The organism is Deinococcus sonorensis KR-87, assembly GCF_040256395.1.
GTDB classification, from domain to species: Bacteria; Deinococcota; Deinococci; order Deinococcales; family Deinococcaceae; genus Deinococcus; species Deinococcus sonorensis.
This window is the reverse complement of the sequence record NZ_CP158299.1, coordinates 1,622,568-1,640,591: the sequence shown is the minus strand read 5'-3', so window position 1 is coordinate 1,640,591 and position 18,024 is coordinate 1,622,568. Positions and strand designations below refer to the sequence as shown.

Sequence of the window (18,024 nt, the reverse complement as noted above, 5' to 3'; positions counted from 1 at the left end):
GTGCGCCTGCAGGCCCAGATTGTCGGACGCAGATTGATGCCGGGCGACGTGGAAACCTGCCAGTAATTGCCACAGAACTGCAGCCCGGGATAGGCCCCTGATCCTGGACCCCCACGTTGTTCTGGCCTGCTTAGCGCTCACATGAGAAACTGCCCGGCCTCCACACAAGCCCAGCTCAAGAAATGCTGCGGAGCGGGATCATCCTCATGCTTTTCACTGTTCCTATCCTGGGGTTGACAGCCTCCCCTTCCTGATCTGCGTCTTCACCGGGTGGACCAACGCCGCGCGGCCTCCCCCTTCTGTGCCCGCCGACGTACGCGGCCTGCCCCCGGCAGGCGGCCGGGTCCGGGTTGTCGCAGGTGACGCTGCCGCCTCTGGCCCCCGGGCCTATATCCATCCGGCAGCGCACGAGGAGAAGGGCCATGACAACACATCTCAGAAACTCACTCGGCTGGAGCGTGGCGCTGGGGCTGCTGCTGGCCGCCTGCAGTCAGCCTGTCACGCCGCCACCTTCAGGAGCGGAACCTCGTCCCTGGACCTACAAGGCCGAGGCCGGGGGCCAGAAGCGCCTGACGCTGGCCGCCGGCAGCATCAGTCTGGTGGACGGGCCGCTGCTGTCGGCCCGCAACGGCTCCGGTCCCTTTGAGCGCAACCGCAGCAACGGCAGCAGCACCGAGGGTGACGGCGCCGCGCTCACCGTGAACGGTGTGCGGTCCGCGACCGGCCTGGGCGTGCATGCCCACAGTGAACTGAACTACGCGCTGCAGAGCACCACACAGCTGGGCTGCACCTTCAGCGCCAGCGTGGGGGTGGATGATGAGGTGGGCGATGACGGATCGGTGGTGGTTCAGGTGGCCGTAGATGGCGTCCCCCGGTACACCAGCCCGGTCCTGACCGGCCGCAGTCCCGCCCGCAACGTCTCAGTGCGGCTGGATCAGGCCAGCACGCTCACGCTGAGCGTCACCGACGCGGGCGACGGAGCCGACCACGACCACGCCGACTGGCTCAATCCGGTGATCCGCTGTACCGAGACGGTCGCGGCGACAGCGGGCCGGCCGGACCCGACCTTCCAGACCGGCGGGTTTGGCCGCCCGGCCAGCGTAACCGCCCTGCAGCCGGACGGCCGCATTCTGGGCTTCGGGGTGGAACCGGCCCCACCTGACGAGCAGCCTCAGAAGTTCTTCGTGGCGCGGCTGCTGCCGGACGGCAAGCCGGACGCCAGCTTCAAGGCGCCCGCACTGTCCTTCTCTGCAGCGAACACCGCGCTGAGCGTGGCCGTGCAGCCGGACGGCGACGTCCTGCTGCTGGGCCGGGCCAGCCTCCCCAGGAGCCCGCTGCCCGACCTGAGCAACGACAATTTCCTGTTCCTGCAGCGGCTGCTCCCGGGCGGTCAGCCGGACCCCAGCTTCGGGAACGGAGCGGATGCGGGGTACCCCGGCACGCTGTTTCTGGAGTGGCCGGGCGACGCCCGCGCCCTGACGGTCCAGCCGGACAGCCGAGTGCTGATCGGCGGCAGCCAGGGCAGCGCGTTTGTGGTACGGGCGCTGCTGCCGGACGGTCAGCCGGACGCCAGCTTCGGCGTGGAGGGTGAGCGCGTGCTGGACCTGGGACCAGCGGCCCGGCTGGAAACGCTGACGACCCTGCCGGACGGCCGCTTCCTGGCCGCCGGCCGCAGCGGCGACCAGGGAGGCCAGCCCACCGTGGTACGGTTCACGGCCAGCGGCGCACCGGACCCGACCTTCGGCGCGGCCGGCGTCACCCGACTCGACGACCCGGCAGCGACCGTGCATGCCGCGCTGCTGCGGCCCGGCGGTCAGGCGCTGCTGGCCGGAACGGTCCAGGTGGGCGCCGCTCAGGTGTGTGCCCTGTGGCAGCTGACCCCGGACGGCGCGCCCGACAGCACCTTCCACGCCTCGCCGGACCTGACCGTGACCGCCCCGGCGGACCAGCCCACTTCTCTGGCCCTGCAGGCCGACGGGCGCAGCATCATGGGCGGCTGTGCCATGAACGCTGCGCCCGCACTGTTCCGATTCTTGGACAATGGGACGGCCGATTTTAGCTACGGCGGCCCCGCCGGCGCAGCGGTGCAGGACAGCCGCAGCGTCCTGCTTCAGCCAGGCAGGGGTGCGGTCAGCGGGCTGACTCAGCTGAGCCGGCTGCTCCCCTGAGGTCCGGGGTCAGCGCTGACCCAGCCGCGTCTGAATGGCGCTCATGAACTCGGCACGGGTGCGCTGATCGCTTTTGAAGGTGCCGCGCATGGCGCTGGTGGTGGTGGTGCTGTTCTGCTTCTGCACGCCGCGCATGGCCATGCACAGGTGGATGCCTTCCAGCACCACCGCCACACCTTGCGGCTGCAACAGTTCCTGCACCGCCTCCGCAATCTGGGTGGTCAGGCGCTCCTGCACCTGCAGCCGGCGGGCGTACAGGTCCGTGATGCGGGCAAACTTGGACAGACCCAGAATCTGGTTGCCGGGAATGTAGCCGATGTGGGCGCGGCCATAGAACGGCAGCATGTGGTGTTCGCACATCGAGTAGAACTCGATGTCCTTGACCACCACCATCTCGCTGCCTTCCGCCTGGAAGACCGCGTCGCCGGCCACCTCCGCCAGCGTCTGACGGTAGCCGCCGGTCAGGAAGCGCCAGGCCTTCTCCACCCGCTCGGGCGTCTTGATCAGGCCCTCGCGCTGCGGGTCTTCCCCGATCAGGCTGAGCCACTGCCCGGTCAGGTCGGCGAGGCCGGTGGCGTCTGCCGTGGGGTTCAGGGCCTCATTGGTGTTGGGAATGGGCATACCTTCTAGTGTATCGAGTGGCAGGGTCACAGGCGGGGTCCTCCTTGAATGAAGGAGAGTGTAGAAGCCCGGCGCCCTCCAGACTGTCTGTCTTGCAGCAGTGCCGCCCCGCTCTCCCGCGCCGCTCTCAGGACCAGCTCACCTCACCGTAGGTCTGCTCGCGGGCCGGGCCGGCCGAGAAGATCACCACCGGGCAGTTCACCGTCTCCTCGATCAGGTCCAGGTAGGCCTGCGCCTCCTTGGGCAACGTGGCGCGGCTGACGGCCCCCTCGGTGGTGCTCCAGCCCTTCATCTCGCGGTAGACCGGCTGGCCCTCGCTGCCGTAGGCCACGCAGACCTTAAGGGTATCGATGCCGGCCAGCACGTCCATCTTGTTGATGACCAGCCCGTCCATGCCGTTCACGTCCACCGCGTAGCCGAGCAGCGCCAGGTCCAGCCAGCCCACCCGGCGGGCGCGCCCGGTGGTGGTGCCGAATTCGTCCCACGGCTGAGAGCCGTCGCCGCGCAGCCGCTGCTCCATCTCCCCGAACACCTCGGTGGCAAAGGGGCCGTGTCCCACCCGGGTGTTGAAGGCCTTGGCCACGCCGTACACCCGGTTGATGGCCTTGTGGCTCACGCCGGTGCCCACGATGATGCCGCCCACAGTGGGATGACTGCTGGTCACGAAGGGGTAGGTGCCGTAGTTCAGGTCCAGCAGGGTGGCCTGCGCGCCCTCGAACAGCACGTTGCGCCCGGCCTTGACCGCCTCGCGCAGCTGCGCTCCGGTGTCGTGGACAAACGGCGACAGCTGCTCGCGGATGGGCGCCAGATCCTTCAGGGCCGCGTCCACGTCGGTCCAGCCGGCGTCACGGGTACTGTTGGGCTTGGCTTCCAGCAGCCGCTCCACCCGCTCGCGCAGCACCGCCTCGTCCAGCAGGTCGCCGAACCGGATGCCCACCCGCCGCGCCCGGTCCGCGTAGGCCGGACCGATGCCGCGCCCGGTGGTGCCCACGAAGTCCTTGCGGCCGTCCACGTACTTGTGATGCGGCAGCACCAGATGCGCGCGGTCCGAGATGCGCAGGTCCGGCTGCAGACCGGCCGCGAGCAGGTTGTCGCGCTCCTCGATGAACTTCATCGGGTCGATGACCATGCCGTCGCCCAGCACGCTCACGGCGCCCGGGTGCAGCACCCCGCTGGGCAGCAGGTTGAGCTTGAAGGTCTGGCCCTTGGCCGTGACGGTGTGGCCCGCGTTGGCGCCGCCCTGATAGCGCACCACGAACTCGGCCTGAGGGGCCAGGAAGTCGGTGATCTTGCCCTTGCCCTCGTCTCCCCACTGCGCCCCGATGATTGCGATTCCAGGCATTGATGCTCCCACCAGCCACGCACTCGGTATTGGCCTCCACGCTGCCACCGGAGTGACGGCAAAAAAAAGCACGGTGCGCGGCACCGTACTTCAGAGTATCAGGCTATTGGGGCCAGCGGGGGGGCGGCACCCTATGCAGGGCAGGCGGCTGGAGGCGAACCCAGATCACCCCGCCGACTAGGCCGAGCAGCAGCGCCAGCACCAGCACGATCAGCCCAGTGTCCCAGACCCGGTCCAGAAGCGTGTCCGGCTTGGGGGAACAGCGGTCATAGAAGTCATCCTCGGACAGCCAGGGCAGCGGCTGGCCCGCCGACACGCCCAGCGTTCGGCGCAACTGGACCTCGTCCGGCAGGGGCTGCAGCGACCGGGCCTGGGCGTGGACCACGATGTACCCCTCGCCCATCTGCAGGAATGCCTGCCCCTTCAGACAGCCGAAGCGCCGCACCTCGTTCTCGGGGCTCATGGAGGTCCCCCCCCGCCCCGCCTGATCCAGGTAGGCCGGCCCCTCGGTCGTGTCGATGCGCGTGGCGTAGTATCCGCCGCCCAACGGGGTCCGGAACAGGTCGGACCAGCCGGTGTCGGCGTCACTGTCGCTGCGCCAGAACAGCGGCACGATCATGGCGGCGCCGGTCAGGCCCACCAGGATGAACGGAACAGCGACGGCCGCCATCAGCACAGCGGTATGACCAGGCCGGCCCCGGGTGAGCCAGTGAACCAGCAGACCCAGCAGCCCGGCAATCGGCACCGCGACCACCCCCAGGAGAAAGACCCCGAACAGCATCATGCGCCGAGCGTAGCGCGCTCGCCGGTGCTCACCCCGCGCACTTGTGGCCTACCTCGCTGCCGTTCACACAGAATTCACACAGGCTCCCAGCGGCCTTCACAGGGTCCGGCCTACCTTGCATGCACGCAGGGCAGTGGATTCCGCCCGGCACAGGAGTGAACACATGGACGTCATCATCAACAACCCGCCCGCCCAGACCTTCCAGACCCAGGCCGTGCCCAGCTACCCGGCCGGCTATTACGCCCCCCACGACCACGGCGGCCCCGGCTTCCTGCTGCCGCTGCTGCTGATCGGCGGCGCGGTGCTGTTCTTCCGGGGCCGGGGCCGCCGGCACTGGCGCGAACGCCGGATGATGATGGGAGCGGGCAACGGACGACGGCTGGGAGGCGCAGACGGACGCCAGCAAGGACGACGGCGACTGGAGCGAGAAGCTGCGGCGTGGACGGGACCGCTTCTTCAGCGACGGCGCGCTGAACATTGCCCGCGAGCGCTATGCCCGCGGCGAGATCGACGCCGAGCAGTATGAGGCGCTCCGGCGTACCCTGGGCGACCCGACCGCGTCGGCCGCTCCAGAGCGCTCGTAACGCTGCCATCGTCTGTCAGGATGGTCCACAGGAGATCACTATGTCCCAGACCATCCTGATCGTGGAGGACGAGCCGCGCCTGGCCGACATCCTGGAGCAGTACCTGCGGCGCGAGGGCTACCACACCGAGCGGGCCGGCAGCGGGCTGCGCGCCCTGGAACTGTGGCGCGCGGCGCGCCCGGCCCTGCTGCTGCTGGACCTGATGCTGCCGGAGATGGACGGCCTGGAGGTGGCGCGGCGGGTGCGCGCCGAGTCAGAGGTGCCGATCATCATGCTCACGGCACGCGACGAGGAGGTGGACCGGCTGGTGGGCCTGGGCATCGGGGCCGACGACTACGTGGTCAAGCCGTACAGCCCGCGCGAAGTGGTGGCGCGGGTACGGGCGGTGCTGCGCCGGGCCCAGGGCAGCGCGCCGCAGCCCACCCGCTTTCAGGTGGGTGAGCTGCGGCTGGATCTGGCCGCGTTCGAGGCGCACTGCGGCCCGGAGCCGCTGGACCTGACGGTGGCCGAATTGCGGCTGCTCTCGGCGCTGGCCCGCGAGGAGGGTCACGTGCGCACCCGCACCGAGCTACTCTCCGCGCTGGGCGGCCTGGAGCGCGGCACCGACGAGCGCGCCGTGGACGCCCACGTCAAGAACCTGCGCCGCAAGCTGGGGTCCTGCGGGGCGCAGCTGGAGACGGTGCGCGGCGTGGGCTACCGGCTGAGGGCATGAGGGAGGAACGGCGCGAGCGCAAGCGGGCGGCCCGTCGCCACCGGCGGCGTCCCACCGGCCTGCGGGCGCGCCTGACCCGCACCTTTGTGCTGGTGGCGGTGCTGGCGGTGGCGCTCACCAGTTTCCTGACGGTGGGCTCAGTGTTTCGGGTGCTGCGCCAGGAGCAGCTCAGCCCGACCAGCCTGGACGCCACGCCGGCGCGCACCGCCGGTCAGCAGATCACCAGCAGCGCGGTGCGGGCCGGGCTGCTGATCGCCGGGCTGGCCAGCGTCGTGGCGGCGGGCGTCACCCGGCAGATCACCCGGCCGCTCTCCTCGCTGACCGAGGCGGCGCGGCGGCTGGAGGCTGGCGAGCGCGGCGTGCAGGTGCCGGTGCCGCCGCGTGCCGACGAGGTGCAGACCCTGATCCTGACCTTCAATGCCCTGACCACAAGGCTGGCCCGGCAGGAAGCGTGGCGACGCGGGCTGGTGGCTGACATCGCCCATGACCTGCGCACCCCGCTGGCGGTGCTGCGCAGCGAGATTGAGGCAATGCAGGACGGGCTGGTCTCGCCGGACGAGGCGGGGCTGGCGCGGCTGCACGGTGAGGTGCTGCTGCTGGCCCGACTGGTCAGCGACCTGCGGACCCTCTCGCTGGCCGAGAGCGGCGCCATGAGCCTGAACATGCAACCGCTGGACGCCGCCCTGCTGCTGCGTTCAGCGGTGGACGCGCACCGGGGCCGCGCCGGGGCTGCCGGGGTGCAGCTGACCCTGGACGCGCCCGGACCGGTGCCGTTCCACGCGGACCCGGACCGGATGACCCAGGTGCTCAACAACCTGATCGACAACGCGCTCCGGTACGCCGCGCCGGGGCCGCTCGATCTGCAGGCGGGCCAGGAGGGTCAGCGGGTGGTGCTGCGGGTGCGCGACCACGGTCCAGGCTTCCAGAGCGGTGACCTGTCGCGGGCGTTTGAGCGGTTCTTCCGGGCCGAGGCGAGCCGCACCCGCCACACCGACGATCAGGGCCGGGCCAGCAGCGGTCTGGGGCTGGCCATTGCCCGCGCGCTGGTGGAGGCGCAGGGCGGGCACATCGAGGCGCGCAACCATCCGCAGGGCGGCGCGGAATTCGTGATGCAGTTTCCGGCCGACACGCCGGGCCGCCCCTAGCCCTGCTCGGTCATGTCCAGCGGCCGGACCCAGGTGAGCCACATCGGTTCCGGCCGGTACCCGAGCCGCTGATTGACCCGCAGCATCGGCAGGTTGGCCACGCTGCCTCCGGTGCTGGCCCGGGTGTACCCTTCCGCCCGGGCCCAGCCGAGCGAGGCGGCCTTCACCACCGTGGCGAGCCCCCGGCCCCGGTGCGCGCGGTCCACCACGGTGTGTTCGGTGTCCACACTGTCACCGGTGGGAGTGAGGCGGGTGCTGGCCACCGGCTGCCCCTTCCAGCGCACCAGAAATACCACCTCCTGCTGCAACTGGCTGCGGAATGTCTCGGGGCTCAGCGGATCCGGCGTGGTGGTGGGGTTGCGGGGCGCGTCCTGCACGCCCTGTTCCCACAGCCGGTACAGGCTGGCCAGATCGGCGGCCGGGGCGGGCCACGCGAGCCGCTCGGTCTCGTAACCCGCCAGATACAGCCGCTCCTCCAGCGCGTCATACCGGGTGAGGTCCAGGTCGGGCAGCGCCAGGTGGGCACCCCACGACTGGTGGGCGTTGCGGAACCCGGCGGCTGTCAGGAAGGCCACCTGATCAGCGTGGTCCTCGCGCACCACGCTGATCAGCTGCCGCACGTCTGGCGCGCTGGTGGCCACCCAGCTCAACGCCGCCAGATACAGCGGGGTGGAGGCGGACGGAACGCCGCACCACTGCAGCCGCACTGCGGCGGGCGCCGTCGGAAACCCAGAGGCCAGCACGCCGGCCTGCACCGCACCCTCGGCTTCAGCGACCAGCACGAAGTGGTTGGGCCCGGCCGCGTCCATCCGGGCCACCAGCTGTTCGGGCGTGGTGATCCACTGGCCCAGATAGGCGGCGCTGACCAGCGGCGCCAGCGCTTCGGCATCGGCGGCGCAGGCCGCACGGACAGTCCATTCAGGCATACAGGCAGCCTGACAGCTCCACTCCAGCCGGACAAACCGGGCCACTCCGCCATCTGGCCTAGATACGACATACAACCGGTATGCAGCGAATCACATTCTTCTAATTCGCTCCAGGCGTAATATGTTTATACCGGAATGGAAGTGCCGTCGGCGCACTTGTCCTCCAGCTTCGGCCAGGCACCCGCCAACCAGTCCGCCCCTGCTGAAGCTTCAGCAGGGGCGGACGCTGTCCATGGGCTTACAGCGGACTGGGCATCGGCATGCCGGGGGTATCCGGGTTGGGGGTGGGGTCCGGCATCGGCATGCCGGGGGTGTCCGGGTTCACCGGCGGGTCATTGACCGGCATCGGCGTATCGTGGCCGGGCATCTGTTCGGGCATCGGCAACGGGGTATCGGTCGGTTCGGATGCCGGGGCGGGCGGACGGTCGTAGGGTCCGGTCATGCGCTACCTCCTGTGCAGTGCTGGCAGTATGCCTCCGGCACATGCCACCGGCGCGAGAGGCACATGAAGGGGCCTGAAGGTGCCGGTCTGCCCCTGACGGTCAGCGGGCCGGCTGACCATCGTCCAGGCTGCTGCCCTGCTGTTCCGGCATCCGGCTGAGCACCAGCCCCACCAGCACGGTGGCCAGCAGCGAGAACACCGCGCCCATGAAGAAGGCCGCGCCCGGCACCCGCGCCTGCGGATTGGCGGTGAAGTGGGCGAAGACCCAGGTGGCCAGCAGCGGGCCCACCACCCCCACCAGACTGTTCAGGCCGGTCAGCGCGCCCTGGACGCTGCCCTGCTCGCGCTCGTCCACCGAGCGGCTGATGCGGCCCTGGAGCGCCGGACCGGCGATGCCGCCCAGGCTGCCCACCACGATGGCGATGTACATCATCGCGTCGCTGCGCGCCAGCCCCATCAGCACGAACTGCACCGCGCCGATCAGCAGGCCCGCCAGGATGGCCCGACGCTCACCCAGCACCCGCATCGCCACCCCCACCAGCACCGCCTGAACCAGCGCCGTGGTGACGCCCACCAGCGCCAGGCCCAGCCCGTTCTGCGCCGGGGTCCAGCCGAGCACATCCTCGGTGAACAGCACCCAGGTGCTGAAGATCACCTGCTGCGCCAGCCCGAACAGCACGAAGCTCCCGGCCAGGCTGCGCACCAGCGGATAGCGGCCCAGGTTCGCCAGCGGCGCGAACGGGTTGAGCACGTTCCTGGCCACCGTGCCGCGCCGCTCCGGCGGCAGCGACTCGGGCAGCACCAGCAGGCCGTACAGGGCGTTGAGCAGCGCCAGTCCCGCTGCGAAGGCGAACGGCAGCCGCAGGTCCACGTTGCCCAACACGCCGCCCAGCACCGGCCCCAGGATGAAGCCCACCCCGAAGGTCGCGCCCAGCAGCCCGAACTGCCGGGCACGGTCCTCTGGCCGTGACACGTCGGCGATGTAGGCGTTGGCCACCGTGATGCTGGCACTGGTCACGCCCGCGATCAGGCGGCCCAGCAGCAACCACCACAGGTTGGGCGCGAAGTACAGCAGCAGGTAGTCGAGCCCGGTGCCGAGCAGGCTGCCCAGCAGCACCGGACGGCGGCCGTAGCGGTCCGAGAGCGCGCCCAGCAGCGGGGCGCACACGAACTGCATCAGGCCGAAGACGGCCGCCAGCACACCCAGCATCTGCGCGCCCGCCACCTCCGAACCGGCCAGCCGCTTGATCAGCTGCGGCAGCACGGGAATGATCAGGCCGATGCCCATCACGTCGATCAGCACCGTGATCAGGATGAACGCCAGGGCCGCCGGTCGTTGAGGTCGCATACGACTGAGCTTAAACCACAAGTGTCTGTTCTGCCTCCGCCAGATGATCTAGGGCCTGTCCGCTACTTGCCGACGCAGAAATTGCGGAACACGCCATCGATCACGTCCTCCTGCACGTCGCGGCCGGTCAGCTCCGAGAGCGCCTGCAGCGCCTGCTCCAGCTCGTAGCTGGCCAGCTCATCCGGCAGGGTCGTAGCCGCCTCCAGGTGCTGCAGGGCGCGGCGGGCCGCGTCCACCTGCCGCTCGCTGCCGAGCCACACCTCGCTGCGGGCCGCGTCACCCAGCAGCGCCGCGCGGATCGCCTCGCGCAGCTCTGCCAGCCCCTCCCCGGTACGGGCACTGACCGTCAGGGCGGCCGGGTCCTGCCACACCGGCGGCAGATCCTGCTTGGTCTGCACCCGCAGCATCGGCAGCCCCTCCAATTGCGGCAGCGGGTCGCGCGGCTGGTGGCCGTCCTCCAGCAGCAGCACCAGATCGGCGTGGCGCGCCAGCGTCTCGGCCTGCCGCACCCCGGCCGCCTCGATCTCGTCGTCGGTCAGGCGCAGCCCGGCGGTGTCCACCAGCGTGATCGGCACGCCGGCCAGCTCCAGCTGCGCTTCCAGGTAGTCGCGGGTGGTGCCGGGGCGGCTGGTCACGATGCTGCGCTCATACCCCAGCAGAGCGTTGAGCAGGCTGCTCTTGCCCGCGTTCGGCCGCCCCACGATGGCCAGCCGGGCCCCGCGTGTGGCGAGCCGCCCCGCCCGGCTGGTGGAGATCAGCGTGCGCAGCTCGGCCATCGCCTGCCGCAGAGGCCGGTCGCGTTCCTCCTCCGGCACGCCCTCCTCCGGGTAGTCCAGCAGCGCCTGAATGGCGCTCAGGGTGCGCGTCACCTGCCGCTGCACCGCCGCGATGCGCTCCGACAGCGCCCCCTGCAGGCCCAGCGTCGCCTGCCGCCGGGCCGTCTCGGTCTGGGCGTTCACCAGGTTCAGCACCGCCTCCGCCTGCGAGAGGTCCAGGCGGCCCGCCAGGTAGGCCCGCAGCGTGAACTCGCCGGGCCGGGCCGCCCGCGCGCCCAGTTCCAGCGCCCGGGTCAGCACCCGCTCCAGCACTGCCGGGCTGCCGTGCGTCTGCAGCTCGGCCACGTCCTCGCCGGTGTAGCTGTGCGGCCCCCGGAACACCAGACACAGGCCGTCGTCCAGCGCTTCGCCCTGCTCGTCCAGCACCTGCCCGTACAGGAAACGGCCCGCCGGGGTGCGGCTGGGGGTGCGGCGGCCCGCGAACAGCCGGTCGGCCAGCGGCAGCGCGTCCGGGCCGCTGAGCCGCACCACCCCCACCCCGGCATGGCCGGGAGCGGTGGCGACGGCGGCGATGGTGTCTTGAAGGCCGAGGCGGGTCATGCGCCGAGCATAGCGGCTGGCCCCGGCCCGCTTCAGTGCTCGATGTGGACTTTGGGCAGGAGGCGGTCCAGCCACGCGGGCAGCCACCAGTTCCAGTCGCCGGCCAGCCGCAGGAAGCCCGGCACCAGCACCAGCCGCACCAGCGTGGCGTCCAGCAGCACCGCCACGGCCAGCCCCAGGCCCACGCTCTTGTTCACCACCACCCGCCCCACGATGAAGGCGGTGAACACGATGAACATGATCAGCGCCGCGCTGGTGATGATCCGGGCGGTGCGCCCCACCGCCCGCACGATGGCCTCCTCGTTGCTGGCCCCGGCCAGGTATTCCTCCTGCACCCGTGACAGCAGGAAGATCTCGTAGTCCATGCTCAGCCCGAACAGCACCGCGAACAGCACCAGCGGCAGCGAGCTGTCCAGCACCCCCACGTCGGCCGGAATGCCCAGCGGCCCGGCCAGCACACCCTTCTGGACCACCAGCACCACCACGCCATAGGTGGCCCCCACCGTCAGGGTGTTCATCAGAATGCTCTTGATGGGCACCACCAGGCTGCGGAAGGCCACCAGCAGAAGCAGGAAGGTGGCGGCAAACACCACCCCGATCGCCAGCGGCGTGGCGTTCACCAGGGCGCGGGTGAATTCTCGCTCGCCCACCGGCGCGCCGCCCAGCAGATACGGGTGCCCGCTGCCGTCCAGCACGCGGCGCACCCGCTGCTCGAACGGATCGATGTGGTCGGCGCGCAGATTGCTCTCCGGAATGACCGTGACGCGCAGATACTGCCGGTCCCGGCTGACCGAGCGCTGCGCCAGCGCCGCCAGCTGAAAGGTGCGGTCCAGGCCGGTCCCCTGCGCCGTGCCCAGGTCGCTGGCCCGCACGAACGGCGAGATCACGGCCGCCACGCCCGGCAGCCGCTGCAGCTGCTCCACCAGCTGCCGGAACTGTGGCCGGGTGGCTGGCCCGTAGCGCTCGGCACCCAGGTCCACGATCACCTCGAAGCTGCTGAGCAGGCCGCCGGCCCCCAGCCGCTGCACGTCCGTCAGGGCGTCGCGCGACTCGACGCCCGGCGTCAGCCCGAAGGCGCCCGCGTAGCCGGTCTTGAGCTCCAGGGCGGGCGACGCCAGGGCCAGCAGCAGCACCGTCCCAGACAGCACCGACAGCCACGGCCGGGCGGTCACCCGGCGGGCGAAGCGCGTCCAGGCGGCGCTGGCCTGCGGGCTCTGGCTCCAGCTGAGCCGCAGCAGGCGCGGGCTGTTGACCCGCTCGCCGAGCAGCACGAAGCAGGCCGGCAGCGCCGTCAGGCTGGCCAGCACCGTCAGCACCACCACCAGCACGCCGCCCAGCCCCATGCCACGCACAAACGACAGCGGCGGAATGATCAGCGCGGCCATCGCGATGGCCACCGTCAGGCCGCTGAAGGCCACCGACCGCCCGGCGGTCAGCACGGTGCGGCGGGCCGCCTCCCGGGCGTCGCCGTGCCGGGCCAGTTCCTCGCGGAAGCGGTTGACCATCAGCAGGGCGTAGTCGATGCCGGCCCCCAGCCCCAGCAGCGTGATGACGCTCTGCGCGAAGGTGCTGACGGTGGTGAGCTGAGTCAGCCCGTACAGCCCGGCCATGGCCACCGTGATGCTCAGCACGCTCATCAGCAGCGGCAGCCCGGTGGCCACCAGCGCCCCGAACACGAACAGCAGCACGACGGCCGTCAGCGGCAGCGCCGCGAACTCGCTGCGCTTGGTGTCGCTCTCGGCGTAGGTGGTGAAGTCGTCGGCGATGGCCTGCCCACCCGTCACCCGCACCCGGAACGGCAGGTCTTTCTGCGCGGCGACATACGCCCGCACCGCCGAGAGTGCGGCCGAAGCGCCTTCGCGCAGCGGAATCTGGGCCACCGACAGGGTCAGCAGGCCATCCGGGCTGACGGTGCGGTAGGCCTGCTGGGCGTCGTAGCGCACCGTGCGCGACACGCCCGGCACCTGCGCCAGCCCCGCCATGAAGCGGGTATAGGCCGCCTGAAACGTGGGGCTGCCCTGCGGCACACGGCCCTCCAGCACCAGCAGCACGGTGTTGGTGTCGGCCTCCCCGAAGCGCTCCTTCAGCAGCTGGGTCACGCGGACGCTCTCCGAGACCTGCAAGGCGCCGGGGTCGGCGCTGAGCCGGCGAGGGGCCTGGGCCGCAAACGGCAGGCAGAGCAGGACCAACACTCCCCAGAGGGACAGCACCAGCCAGGGACGGCCGGTCACGAAACGGGCGAGCGATGGCATCCAGCGCAGTAGAGCAGAAGCGGGACGTGGGCATACCATGCCCCGGCTTCATGTGGAGCAGCTCAGCCGGGCACCAGCAGCAGGACCCAGCCGGTCAGAGGAATCTGGACGCGCAGGCGGGGCCAGCGCCGGGCAGGGCGGCAGGCGGCCAGCTCCCGGACCTCACGGTGCAGCGACTCCAGACGAACTTCAGCGTGCTGGTGGAGCAGGTCGTGGTTCATGGAGGTATGGTGCGCGGCGTGCTACTCGCACCGTAAGATACGGCCGTGAGTAGCGCGCTGCACGTCACTGACCCTGCCGCCATCCGTTTGTTGCTGCACCCCCGGGTGCGGGAGGTGCTGGGGCAGTTCCTGGCCCAGGAGGCGAGCATTGCCGCCGTGGCCCGCCGGCTCCGCACCGATATCCGGCAGGTGCACCGCGACGTGCTGGCGCTCGTGCGGGCCGGGCTGCTGGTGGTGACGCGCCAGGAAGCGCGGGCGGGCCGCCCGATCCGCCACTACCGAAGCAGCGCCCCAGCGTATTTCGTGCCGCGCGCCCTGACGCCGGACGCCGACTTCGGGGAGCACTTTGAACGGCAGTTTCTGCCGCTCGACCGGCTGCTGGCCCATGCGCTGGGCCGGGAGTTCGAGCGGGCGCTGGCCGAACAGGCCGCCGGACGCGAGTGGGGCCTGCGGCTCTACTGGGACGGCCAGCGGGCGCAGACCGACGAGGGCTACGCCGACGCCGAACTGCGCGACGTGCTGACCGGCTGGCAGGGGCCGGACCTGAACGCCTTCACCGGGCTGGCAGCAGGCCTGCTCACCCCCGAGCAGGCGCACACGATCATGGCCGACTTCGTCCGGCTGATGCAGCAGGTCCATGACTGGACGCGGGACAACCGGTCCAGCGGGCACGGGCAGACCTTCGCGGTCCGGGCGGTGCTGGCGCCCATCACGGCCGAGGAACTGCGGGCGGTCCGGCCCTGACACAGCTGGCCCGGCCTGTGCAGGCCGGGCCAGCTCCTCTGAAGCGCTGTGCTACGCCTGCTGGGCCCGCTCAATGGCGCGGCGCGCGATCACGCCCACCAGATGCGCGCGGTAGTCGGCGCTGGCGAACCGGTCGCCCAGCAGCTCGTCCGGCGAGATGGCCTGTTCGGTGGCCCGCTGCACGTTCTCCGGGCTCAGGTCGCTGCCCAGGGCCGCCTCCGCCGCGCTGAGCCGCACCGCGTTGGGGCCGGCGCCCGTGAGGCCCAGCCGCACGCCGCCGTCCGTCAGGATGGCCGCCACCCCCACGATCGCGTAGTGGCTGGCCGGGTGCGGGAACTTCTCGTAGGCCATCTTCGCGCCCTGCAGCACCGGGATGTGAATCTCGGTCAGCAGCTCATCGGGCCGGGCCGCCGTCTCGAACATGCCGTGGAAGAACTCCAGGGCCGGCACCACCCGCTCACCGTCGCGGCTGACCAGCTTCAGCTCGGCCTCCAGCGCCACCATGCTGGCCGGGTAGTCGGCAGCGGGGTCGGCGTGGGCCAGCGCGCCGCCGATGGTGCCGCAGTTGCGGACCATCGGGTCGCCCACGTAGCGGGCCGCGTCCGGCAGCAGCGGGCACAGCTGCGCCAGCAGCTCCGAGTGCAGCAGCTCCGCGTGGGTGGTGCCGGCCCCGATGATGATCCGGTCGCCTTCCTGGCGAATGCCCCTCAGTTCCTCCACCCGGCTGATGTCGATCAGGGCGGTGGGCGCGGCGAGGCGCAGCTTCATGGCCGGCACCAGCGAGTGCCCGCCGGCCAGCAGCTTGGCGCCTTCATTGGCGGCCAGCAGCTCCAGGGCGTCCTGAACCGAGCCGGCGCGGTGGTAGTCGAATTCGGTGGTGTACATGCAAACCTCCGGAGAAGGGGGGAAAGAGGGTGGAACGGAGCGCCGCCCGGTTCAGTCGTCGGCAGCCTGCGGCTGGCTCTTGCGGGCGTCCTGAATGGCGCGCCAGACCTTCTCCGGGGTGTAGGGCATGTCCAGATGGTGGATGCCGAACGCCTCCAGCGCGTCCACCACGGCATTGGCCACCGCGGCGGTGCTACTGATGGTCCCGGCCTCCCCGATGCCCTTCACGCCCAGCGGATTGTGCGGGCTGGGCGTCACCGTGTGGCCCACCTGAATCTGGACCATGTCCTCGGCGCGCGGCATGGCGTACTCCATGAAGGTGCCGCTCAGCAGGTTGCCGTCCTCGTCGTAGACGGTCTCCTCCAGCACCGCCTGACCGTACCCCTGCGCGATGCCGCCGTGCACCTGACCCTCGGCGATCATCGGGTTGATGATCGGGCCGCAGTCGTCCACGGCCACGTACTGCCTGAGTTTCACCTTGCCGGTGTCGGCGTCCACCTCCACCACCGCGATGTGGGTGCCGAAGGGGTACACGAAGTTCTTGGGGTCGTACATGTACTGTTCTTCCAGGCCCGGCTCCATGCCTTCGGGGAAGTTGTGCGCCAGGTGCGCCATCAGCGCCACGTCGAAGAAGCTCTTGCCGCCCTCCGGCACGCCCTTCACCCGGAACGAGCCGTCCACCTGCTCCACGTCCTCGGGTGCGGCTTCCAGCAGGTGCGCGGCGATCTTGGTGGCCTTGGCCTTCACCTTGCCGAGCGCCATCTTGAGGGCGCTGCCGCCCACCGCCGCGCTGCGCGAGCCGTAGGTGCCCCAGCCGAACGGCATCTTGCCGGTGTCGCCGTGAATGATGCTCACGTCCTCCATCGGAATCTGCAGTTCCTCGGCCACGATCTGCGCGAAGGTCGTTTCGTGGCCCTGGCCGTGGCTGTGCGAGCCGGTCAGCACCTCCACCTTGCCGGTGGGCATCACCCGCACCACCGCGCTCTCCCACTGCCCCGCCTGCGCGCCCAGCTGTCCCACCAGCGCGCTGGGGGCCAGCCCGCACGCCTCCAGGTAGGTGGAGAAGCCGATGCCGATGTACTTCTGCCCGGTCCGGCGGCCCTCGGCCTGCTCCTGGCGCAGCTGAGTGTAGTTGACCATGCCCAGCGCCTTGTCGAGCGCCGGCTCGTAGTTGCCGCTGTCATACACCAGCGCCACCGGGGTCTGGTACGGGAACTCGTCCGGCTGAATGAAGTTCCGGCGCCGGATCTCGCTGGCATCCAGCCCCAGTTCGGCGGCGGCCTTGCTCACGATGCGCTCCAGCAGGTAGGTGGCTTCCGGGCGGCCCGCGCCGCGGTAGGCGTCCACCGGCACCGTGTTGGTGAACACGCCCGTCACCTCGGCGTGAATGGCCGGGAACTTGTAGACCCCGTTGAGCAGCGTGCCGTACAGGTAGGTGGGCACCGCCGGCGCGAAGGTGGTCAGGTAGGCGCCCAGGTTGGCGATGGTCTTCACGCGCAGGCCCATCATGCGGCCGTCGTTCATCAGGGCCAGTTCGGCCTCCGACTCGTGGTCGCGGCCCTGCATGTCCGTGACGAAGGCCTCCGAGCGCCGGGCCGACCATTTGACCGGCCGCTTCAGCCGCTTGGCCGCGAACAGCACGATCACCTCTTCCGGGTACTGGAAGATCTTGGACCCGAAACCGCCGCCCACGTCCGGCGAGATGACCCGCAGCTTGTTCTCGGGAATGCCCAGCACGAAGGCCGCCAGCAGCAGCCGGTGGATGTGCGGGTTCTGGCTGGTGGTCCAGAGCGTGTACTCGTCCCCGGCGGCCTGATACTGCGCCAGACTGGCGCGCGGCTCGATGGCGTTCGGCACCAGCCGGTGGTTGCGCAGCTTGAGCGTCACCACCCGGTCCGCCTGAGCAAAGTGCGCGTCGGTGGCGTCCTTGTCGCCGATCTGCCACTGGAACGCCACGTTGCCCGGCGCCTCCGGATGCACCTCCACGGCGCCGTCCGCCAGCGCCTGGCTGCCGAGCGACACGGCCGGCAGCGGCTGCAGGTCCACATCAATGAGCGCCACGGCGTCCTCGGCGATGGCGCGGGTGTCCGCGATCACCACCGCCACGATGTCGCCCACGTAGTTCACCTCGCCGTGCGCGATGGCCGGGTGCGGCGGCACCTTCAGGTCCGGCAGCAGCCAGCCGGTGGGAATGCTGCCCACCCCGGCGTCCGCGAGGTCCTGGCCGGTCAGCACCGCCCGCACGCCCTTGACCGCCAGCGCGGCCGAGGCGTCGATGGCCCCGATCTTCGCGTGGGCATACGGGCTGCGCAGCATGGCCGCGTGCAGCTGACCGTGCAGGTTGATGTCGTCGGTGTAGTGGCCGGTGCCGGTCAGAAAGCGGGGATCTTCGACGCGCTTGATCGCCTTGCCCATGAACTTCTGGGGCGAGGTCGGCTCTTTGTAGTTGGAATCGGGAAGCTCGGTCATGGGTG

General features: G+C 70.6%; 17 protein-coding genes. 6 read left to right on the top strand and 11 right to left on the bottom strand.

The features are described from left to right. Positions 1-422: 422 nt before the first annotated feature. The gene (locus ABOD76_RS13335) at positions 423-2,168 is read left to right on the top strand and encodes an NPCBM/NEW2 domain-containing protein (RefSeq protein WP_350242450.1); all 1,746 of its coding nucleotides are present in this window, start codon (positions 423-425) and stop codon (positions 2,166-2,168) included. Positions 2,169-2,177: 9 nt separating this feature from the next. On the opposite strand, the gene folE is transcribed toward ABOD76_RS13335, so the two are convergent. The 3 genes from folE to ABOD76_RS13320 form a co-directional block, all read right to left on the bottom strand. Continuing rightward, a complete protein-coding gene (gene folE, locus ABOD76_RS13330) occupies positions 2,178-2,789 on the bottom strand; it encodes a GTP cyclohydrolase I FolE (RefSeq protein ID WP_350242449.1) in 612 nt (203 codons plus the stop codon). 127 nt (positions 2,790-2,916) lie between these two features. Next, positions 2,917-4,131 carry an adenylosuccinate synthase gene (locus ABOD76_RS13325; protein ID WP_350242448.1) on the bottom strand — a complete coding sequence of 405 codons (1,215 nt, stop codon included), beginning with the start codon at positions 4,129-4,131 and terminating at the stop codon, positions 2,917-2,919. Positions 4,132-4,234: 103 nt separating this feature from the next. Then, positions 4,235-4,915 carry a hypothetical protein gene (locus ABOD76_RS13320; RefSeq protein ID WP_350242447.1) on the bottom strand — a complete coding sequence of 227 codons (681 nt, stop codon included), beginning with the start codon at positions 4,913-4,915 and terminating at the stop codon, positions 4,235-4,237. Between the two features lie 163 nt (positions 4,916-5,078). Here ABOD76_RS13320 and ABOD76_RS13315 point away from each other — a divergent pair, with 163 nt between their 5' ends. Genes ABOD76_RS13315 through ABOD76_RS13300 form a run of 4 tightly spaced genes read left to right on the top strand, consistent with a single transcriptional unit; the run spans position 5,079 to position 7,356 of the window. Further along, the gene (locus tag ABOD76_RS13315) at positions 5,079-5,441 is read left to right on the top strand and encodes a hypothetical protein (RefSeq protein WP_350242446.1); all 363 of its coding nucleotides are present in this window, start codon (positions 5,079-5,081) and stop codon (positions 5,439-5,441) included. Continuing rightward, positions 5,392-5,499 (top strand): SHOCT domain-containing protein, encoded by a 108-nt coding sequence (locus ABOD76_RS13310; protein WP_350245269.1) that lies wholly within the window; start codon positions 5,392-5,394, stop codon positions 5,497-5,499. Before ABOD76_RS13315 ends, ABOD76_RS13310 begins: the two co-directional genes overlap by 50 nt. Positions 5,500-5,539: 40 nt before the next feature. Then, positions 5,540-6,211, top strand: a complete 672-nt coding sequence (locus tag ABOD76_RS13305) for a response regulator transcription factor (RefSeq protein WP_350242445.1) — start codon at positions 5,540-5,542, stop codon at positions 6,209-6,211. Next, a complete protein-coding gene (locus tag ABOD76_RS13300; protein WP_350242444.1) occupies positions 6,208-7,356 on the top strand; it encodes an ATP-binding protein in 1,149 nt (382 codons plus the stop codon). The genes ABOD76_RS13305 and ABOD76_RS13300 overlap by 4 nt, the downstream gene beginning before the upstream one ends. Here the strand turns inward: ABOD76_RS13300 and ABOD76_RS13295 are convergent. The 6 genes from ABOD76_RS13295 to ABOD76_RS13270 form a co-directional block, all read right to left on the bottom strand. Then, positions 7,353-8,282 (bottom strand): GNAT family N-acetyltransferase, encoded by a 930-nt coding sequence (locus ABOD76_RS13295; protein WP_350242443.1) that lies wholly within the window; start codon positions 8,280-8,282, stop codon positions 7,353-7,355. The genes ABOD76_RS13300 and ABOD76_RS13295 overlap by 4 nt on opposite strands. Before the next feature lie 238 nt (positions 8,283-8,520). Continuing rightward, positions 8,521-8,724 carry a hypothetical protein gene (locus ABOD76_RS13290; protein WP_350242442.1) on the bottom strand — a complete coding sequence of 68 codons (204 nt, stop codon included), beginning with the start codon at positions 8,722-8,724 and terminating at the stop codon, positions 8,521-8,523. A 100-nt stretch (positions 8,725-8,824) separates the two neighbouring features. Continuing rightward, positions 8,825-10,072 carry a TCR/Tet family MFS transporter gene (locus ABOD76_RS13285; RefSeq protein WP_350242441.1) on the bottom strand — a complete coding sequence of 416 codons (1,248 nt, stop codon included), beginning with the start codon at positions 10,070-10,072 and terminating at the stop codon, positions 8,825-8,827. 62 nt (positions 10,073-10,134) lie between these two features. Beyond that, complete coding sequence (gene mnmE, locus ABOD76_RS13280) at positions 10,135-11,448, bottom strand: tRNA uridine-5-carboxymethylaminomethyl(34) synthesis GTPase MnmE (RefSeq protein ID WP_350242440.1); 1,314 nt, start codon at positions 11,446-11,448, stop codon at positions 10,135-10,137. Between the two features lie 32 nt (positions 11,449-11,480). Continuing rightward, positions 11,481-13,700, bottom strand: coding sequence for an MMPL family transporter (locus ABOD76_RS13275; RefSeq protein ID WP_350242439.1), 2,220 nt, complete (start codon positions 13,698-13,700; stop codon positions 11,481-11,483). Positions 13,701-13,762: 62 nt separating this feature from the next. After that, positions 13,763-13,921, bottom strand: a complete 159-nt coding sequence (locus ABOD76_RS13270; protein WP_350242438.1) for a hypothetical protein — start codon at positions 13,919-13,921, stop codon at positions 13,763-13,765. Between the two features lie 45 nt (positions 13,922-13,966). Here ABOD76_RS13270 and ABOD76_RS13265 point away from each other — a divergent pair, with 45 nt between their 5' ends. Then, positions 13,967-14,665, top strand: a complete 699-nt coding sequence (locus ABOD76_RS13265; protein WP_350242437.1) for a hypothetical protein — start codon at positions 13,967-13,969, stop codon at positions 14,663-14,665. A gap of 51 nt (positions 14,666-14,716) precedes the next feature. Here ABOD76_RS13265 and ABOD76_RS13260 read toward each other — a convergent pair whose 3' ends face one another. Next, positions 14,717-15,550 carry a xanthine dehydrogenase family protein subunit M gene (locus ABOD76_RS13260; RefSeq protein ID WP_350242436.1) on the bottom strand — a complete coding sequence of 278 codons (834 nt, stop codon included), beginning with the start codon at positions 15,548-15,550 and terminating at the stop codon, positions 14,717-14,719. A 51-nt stretch (positions 15,551-15,601) separates the two neighbouring features. After that, a complete protein-coding gene (locus ABOD76_RS13255) occupies positions 15,602-18,019 on the bottom strand; it encodes a xanthine dehydrogenase family protein molybdopterin-binding subunit (RefSeq protein WP_350242435.1) in 2,418 nt (805 codons plus the stop codon). Positions 18,020-18,024 lie beyond the last annotated feature (5 nt).

Bases quoted from the DNA above. Each gene is read 5' to 3' on its own strand.
- ABOD76_RS13335 (WP_350242450.1), top strand. From the start codon at position 423: ATGACAACACATCTCAGAAACTCACTCGGCTGGAGCGTGGCGCTGGGG.
- folE (WP_350242449.1), bottom strand. From the start codon at position 2,789: ATGCCCATTCCCAACACCAATGAGGCCCTGAACCCCACGGCAGACGCC.
- ABOD76_RS13325 (WP_350242448.1), bottom strand. From the start codon at position 4,131: ATGCCTGGAATCGCAATCATCGGGGCGCAGTGGGGAGACGAGGGCAAG.
- ABOD76_RS13320 (WP_350242447.1), bottom strand. From the start codon at position 4,915: ATGATGCTGTTCGGGGTCTTTCTCCTGGGGGTGGTCGCGGTGCCGATT.
- ABOD76_RS13315 (WP_350242446.1), top strand. From the start codon at position 5,079: ATGGACGTCATCATCAACAACCCGCCCGCCCAGACCTTCCAGACCCAG.
- ABOD76_RS13305 (WP_350242445.1), top strand. From the start codon at position 5,540: ATGTCCCAGACCATCCTGATCGTGGAGGACGAGCCGCGCCTGGCCGAC.
- ABOD76_RS13300 (WP_350242444.1), top strand. From the start codon at position 6,208: ATGAGGGAGGAACGGCGCGAGCGCAAGCGGGCGGCCCGTCGCCACCGG.
- ABOD76_RS13295 (WP_350242443.1), bottom strand. From the start codon at position 8,282: ATGCCTGAATGGACTGTCCGTGCGGCCTGCGCCGCCGATGCCGAAGCG.
- ABOD76_RS13290 (WP_350242442.1), bottom strand. From the start codon at position 8,724: ATGACCGGACCCTACGACCGTCCGCCCGCCCCGGCATCCGAACCGACC.
- ABOD76_RS13285 (WP_350242441.1), bottom strand. From the start codon at position 10,072: ATGCGACCTCAACGACCGGCGGCCCTGGCGTTCATCCTGATCACGGTG.
- mnmE (WP_350242440.1), bottom strand. From the start codon at position 11,448: ATGACCCGCCTCGGCCTTCAAGACACCATCGCCGCCGTCGCCACCGCT.
- ABOD76_RS13275 (WP_350242439.1), bottom strand. From the start codon at position 13,700: ATGCCATCGCTCGCCCGTTTCGTGACCGGCCGTCCCTGGCTGGTGCTG.
- ABOD76_RS13270 (WP_350242438.1), bottom strand. From the start codon at position 13,921: ATGAACCACGACCTGCTCCACCAGCACGCTGAAGTTCGTCTGGAGTCG.
- ABOD76_RS13260 (WP_350242436.1), bottom strand. From the start codon at position 15,550: ATGTACACCACCGAATTCGACTACCACCGCGCCGGCTCGGTTCAGGAC.
- ABOD76_RS13255 (WP_350242435.1), bottom strand. From the start codon at position 18,019: ATGACCGAGCTTCCCGATTCCAACTACAAAGAGCCGACCTCGCCCCAG.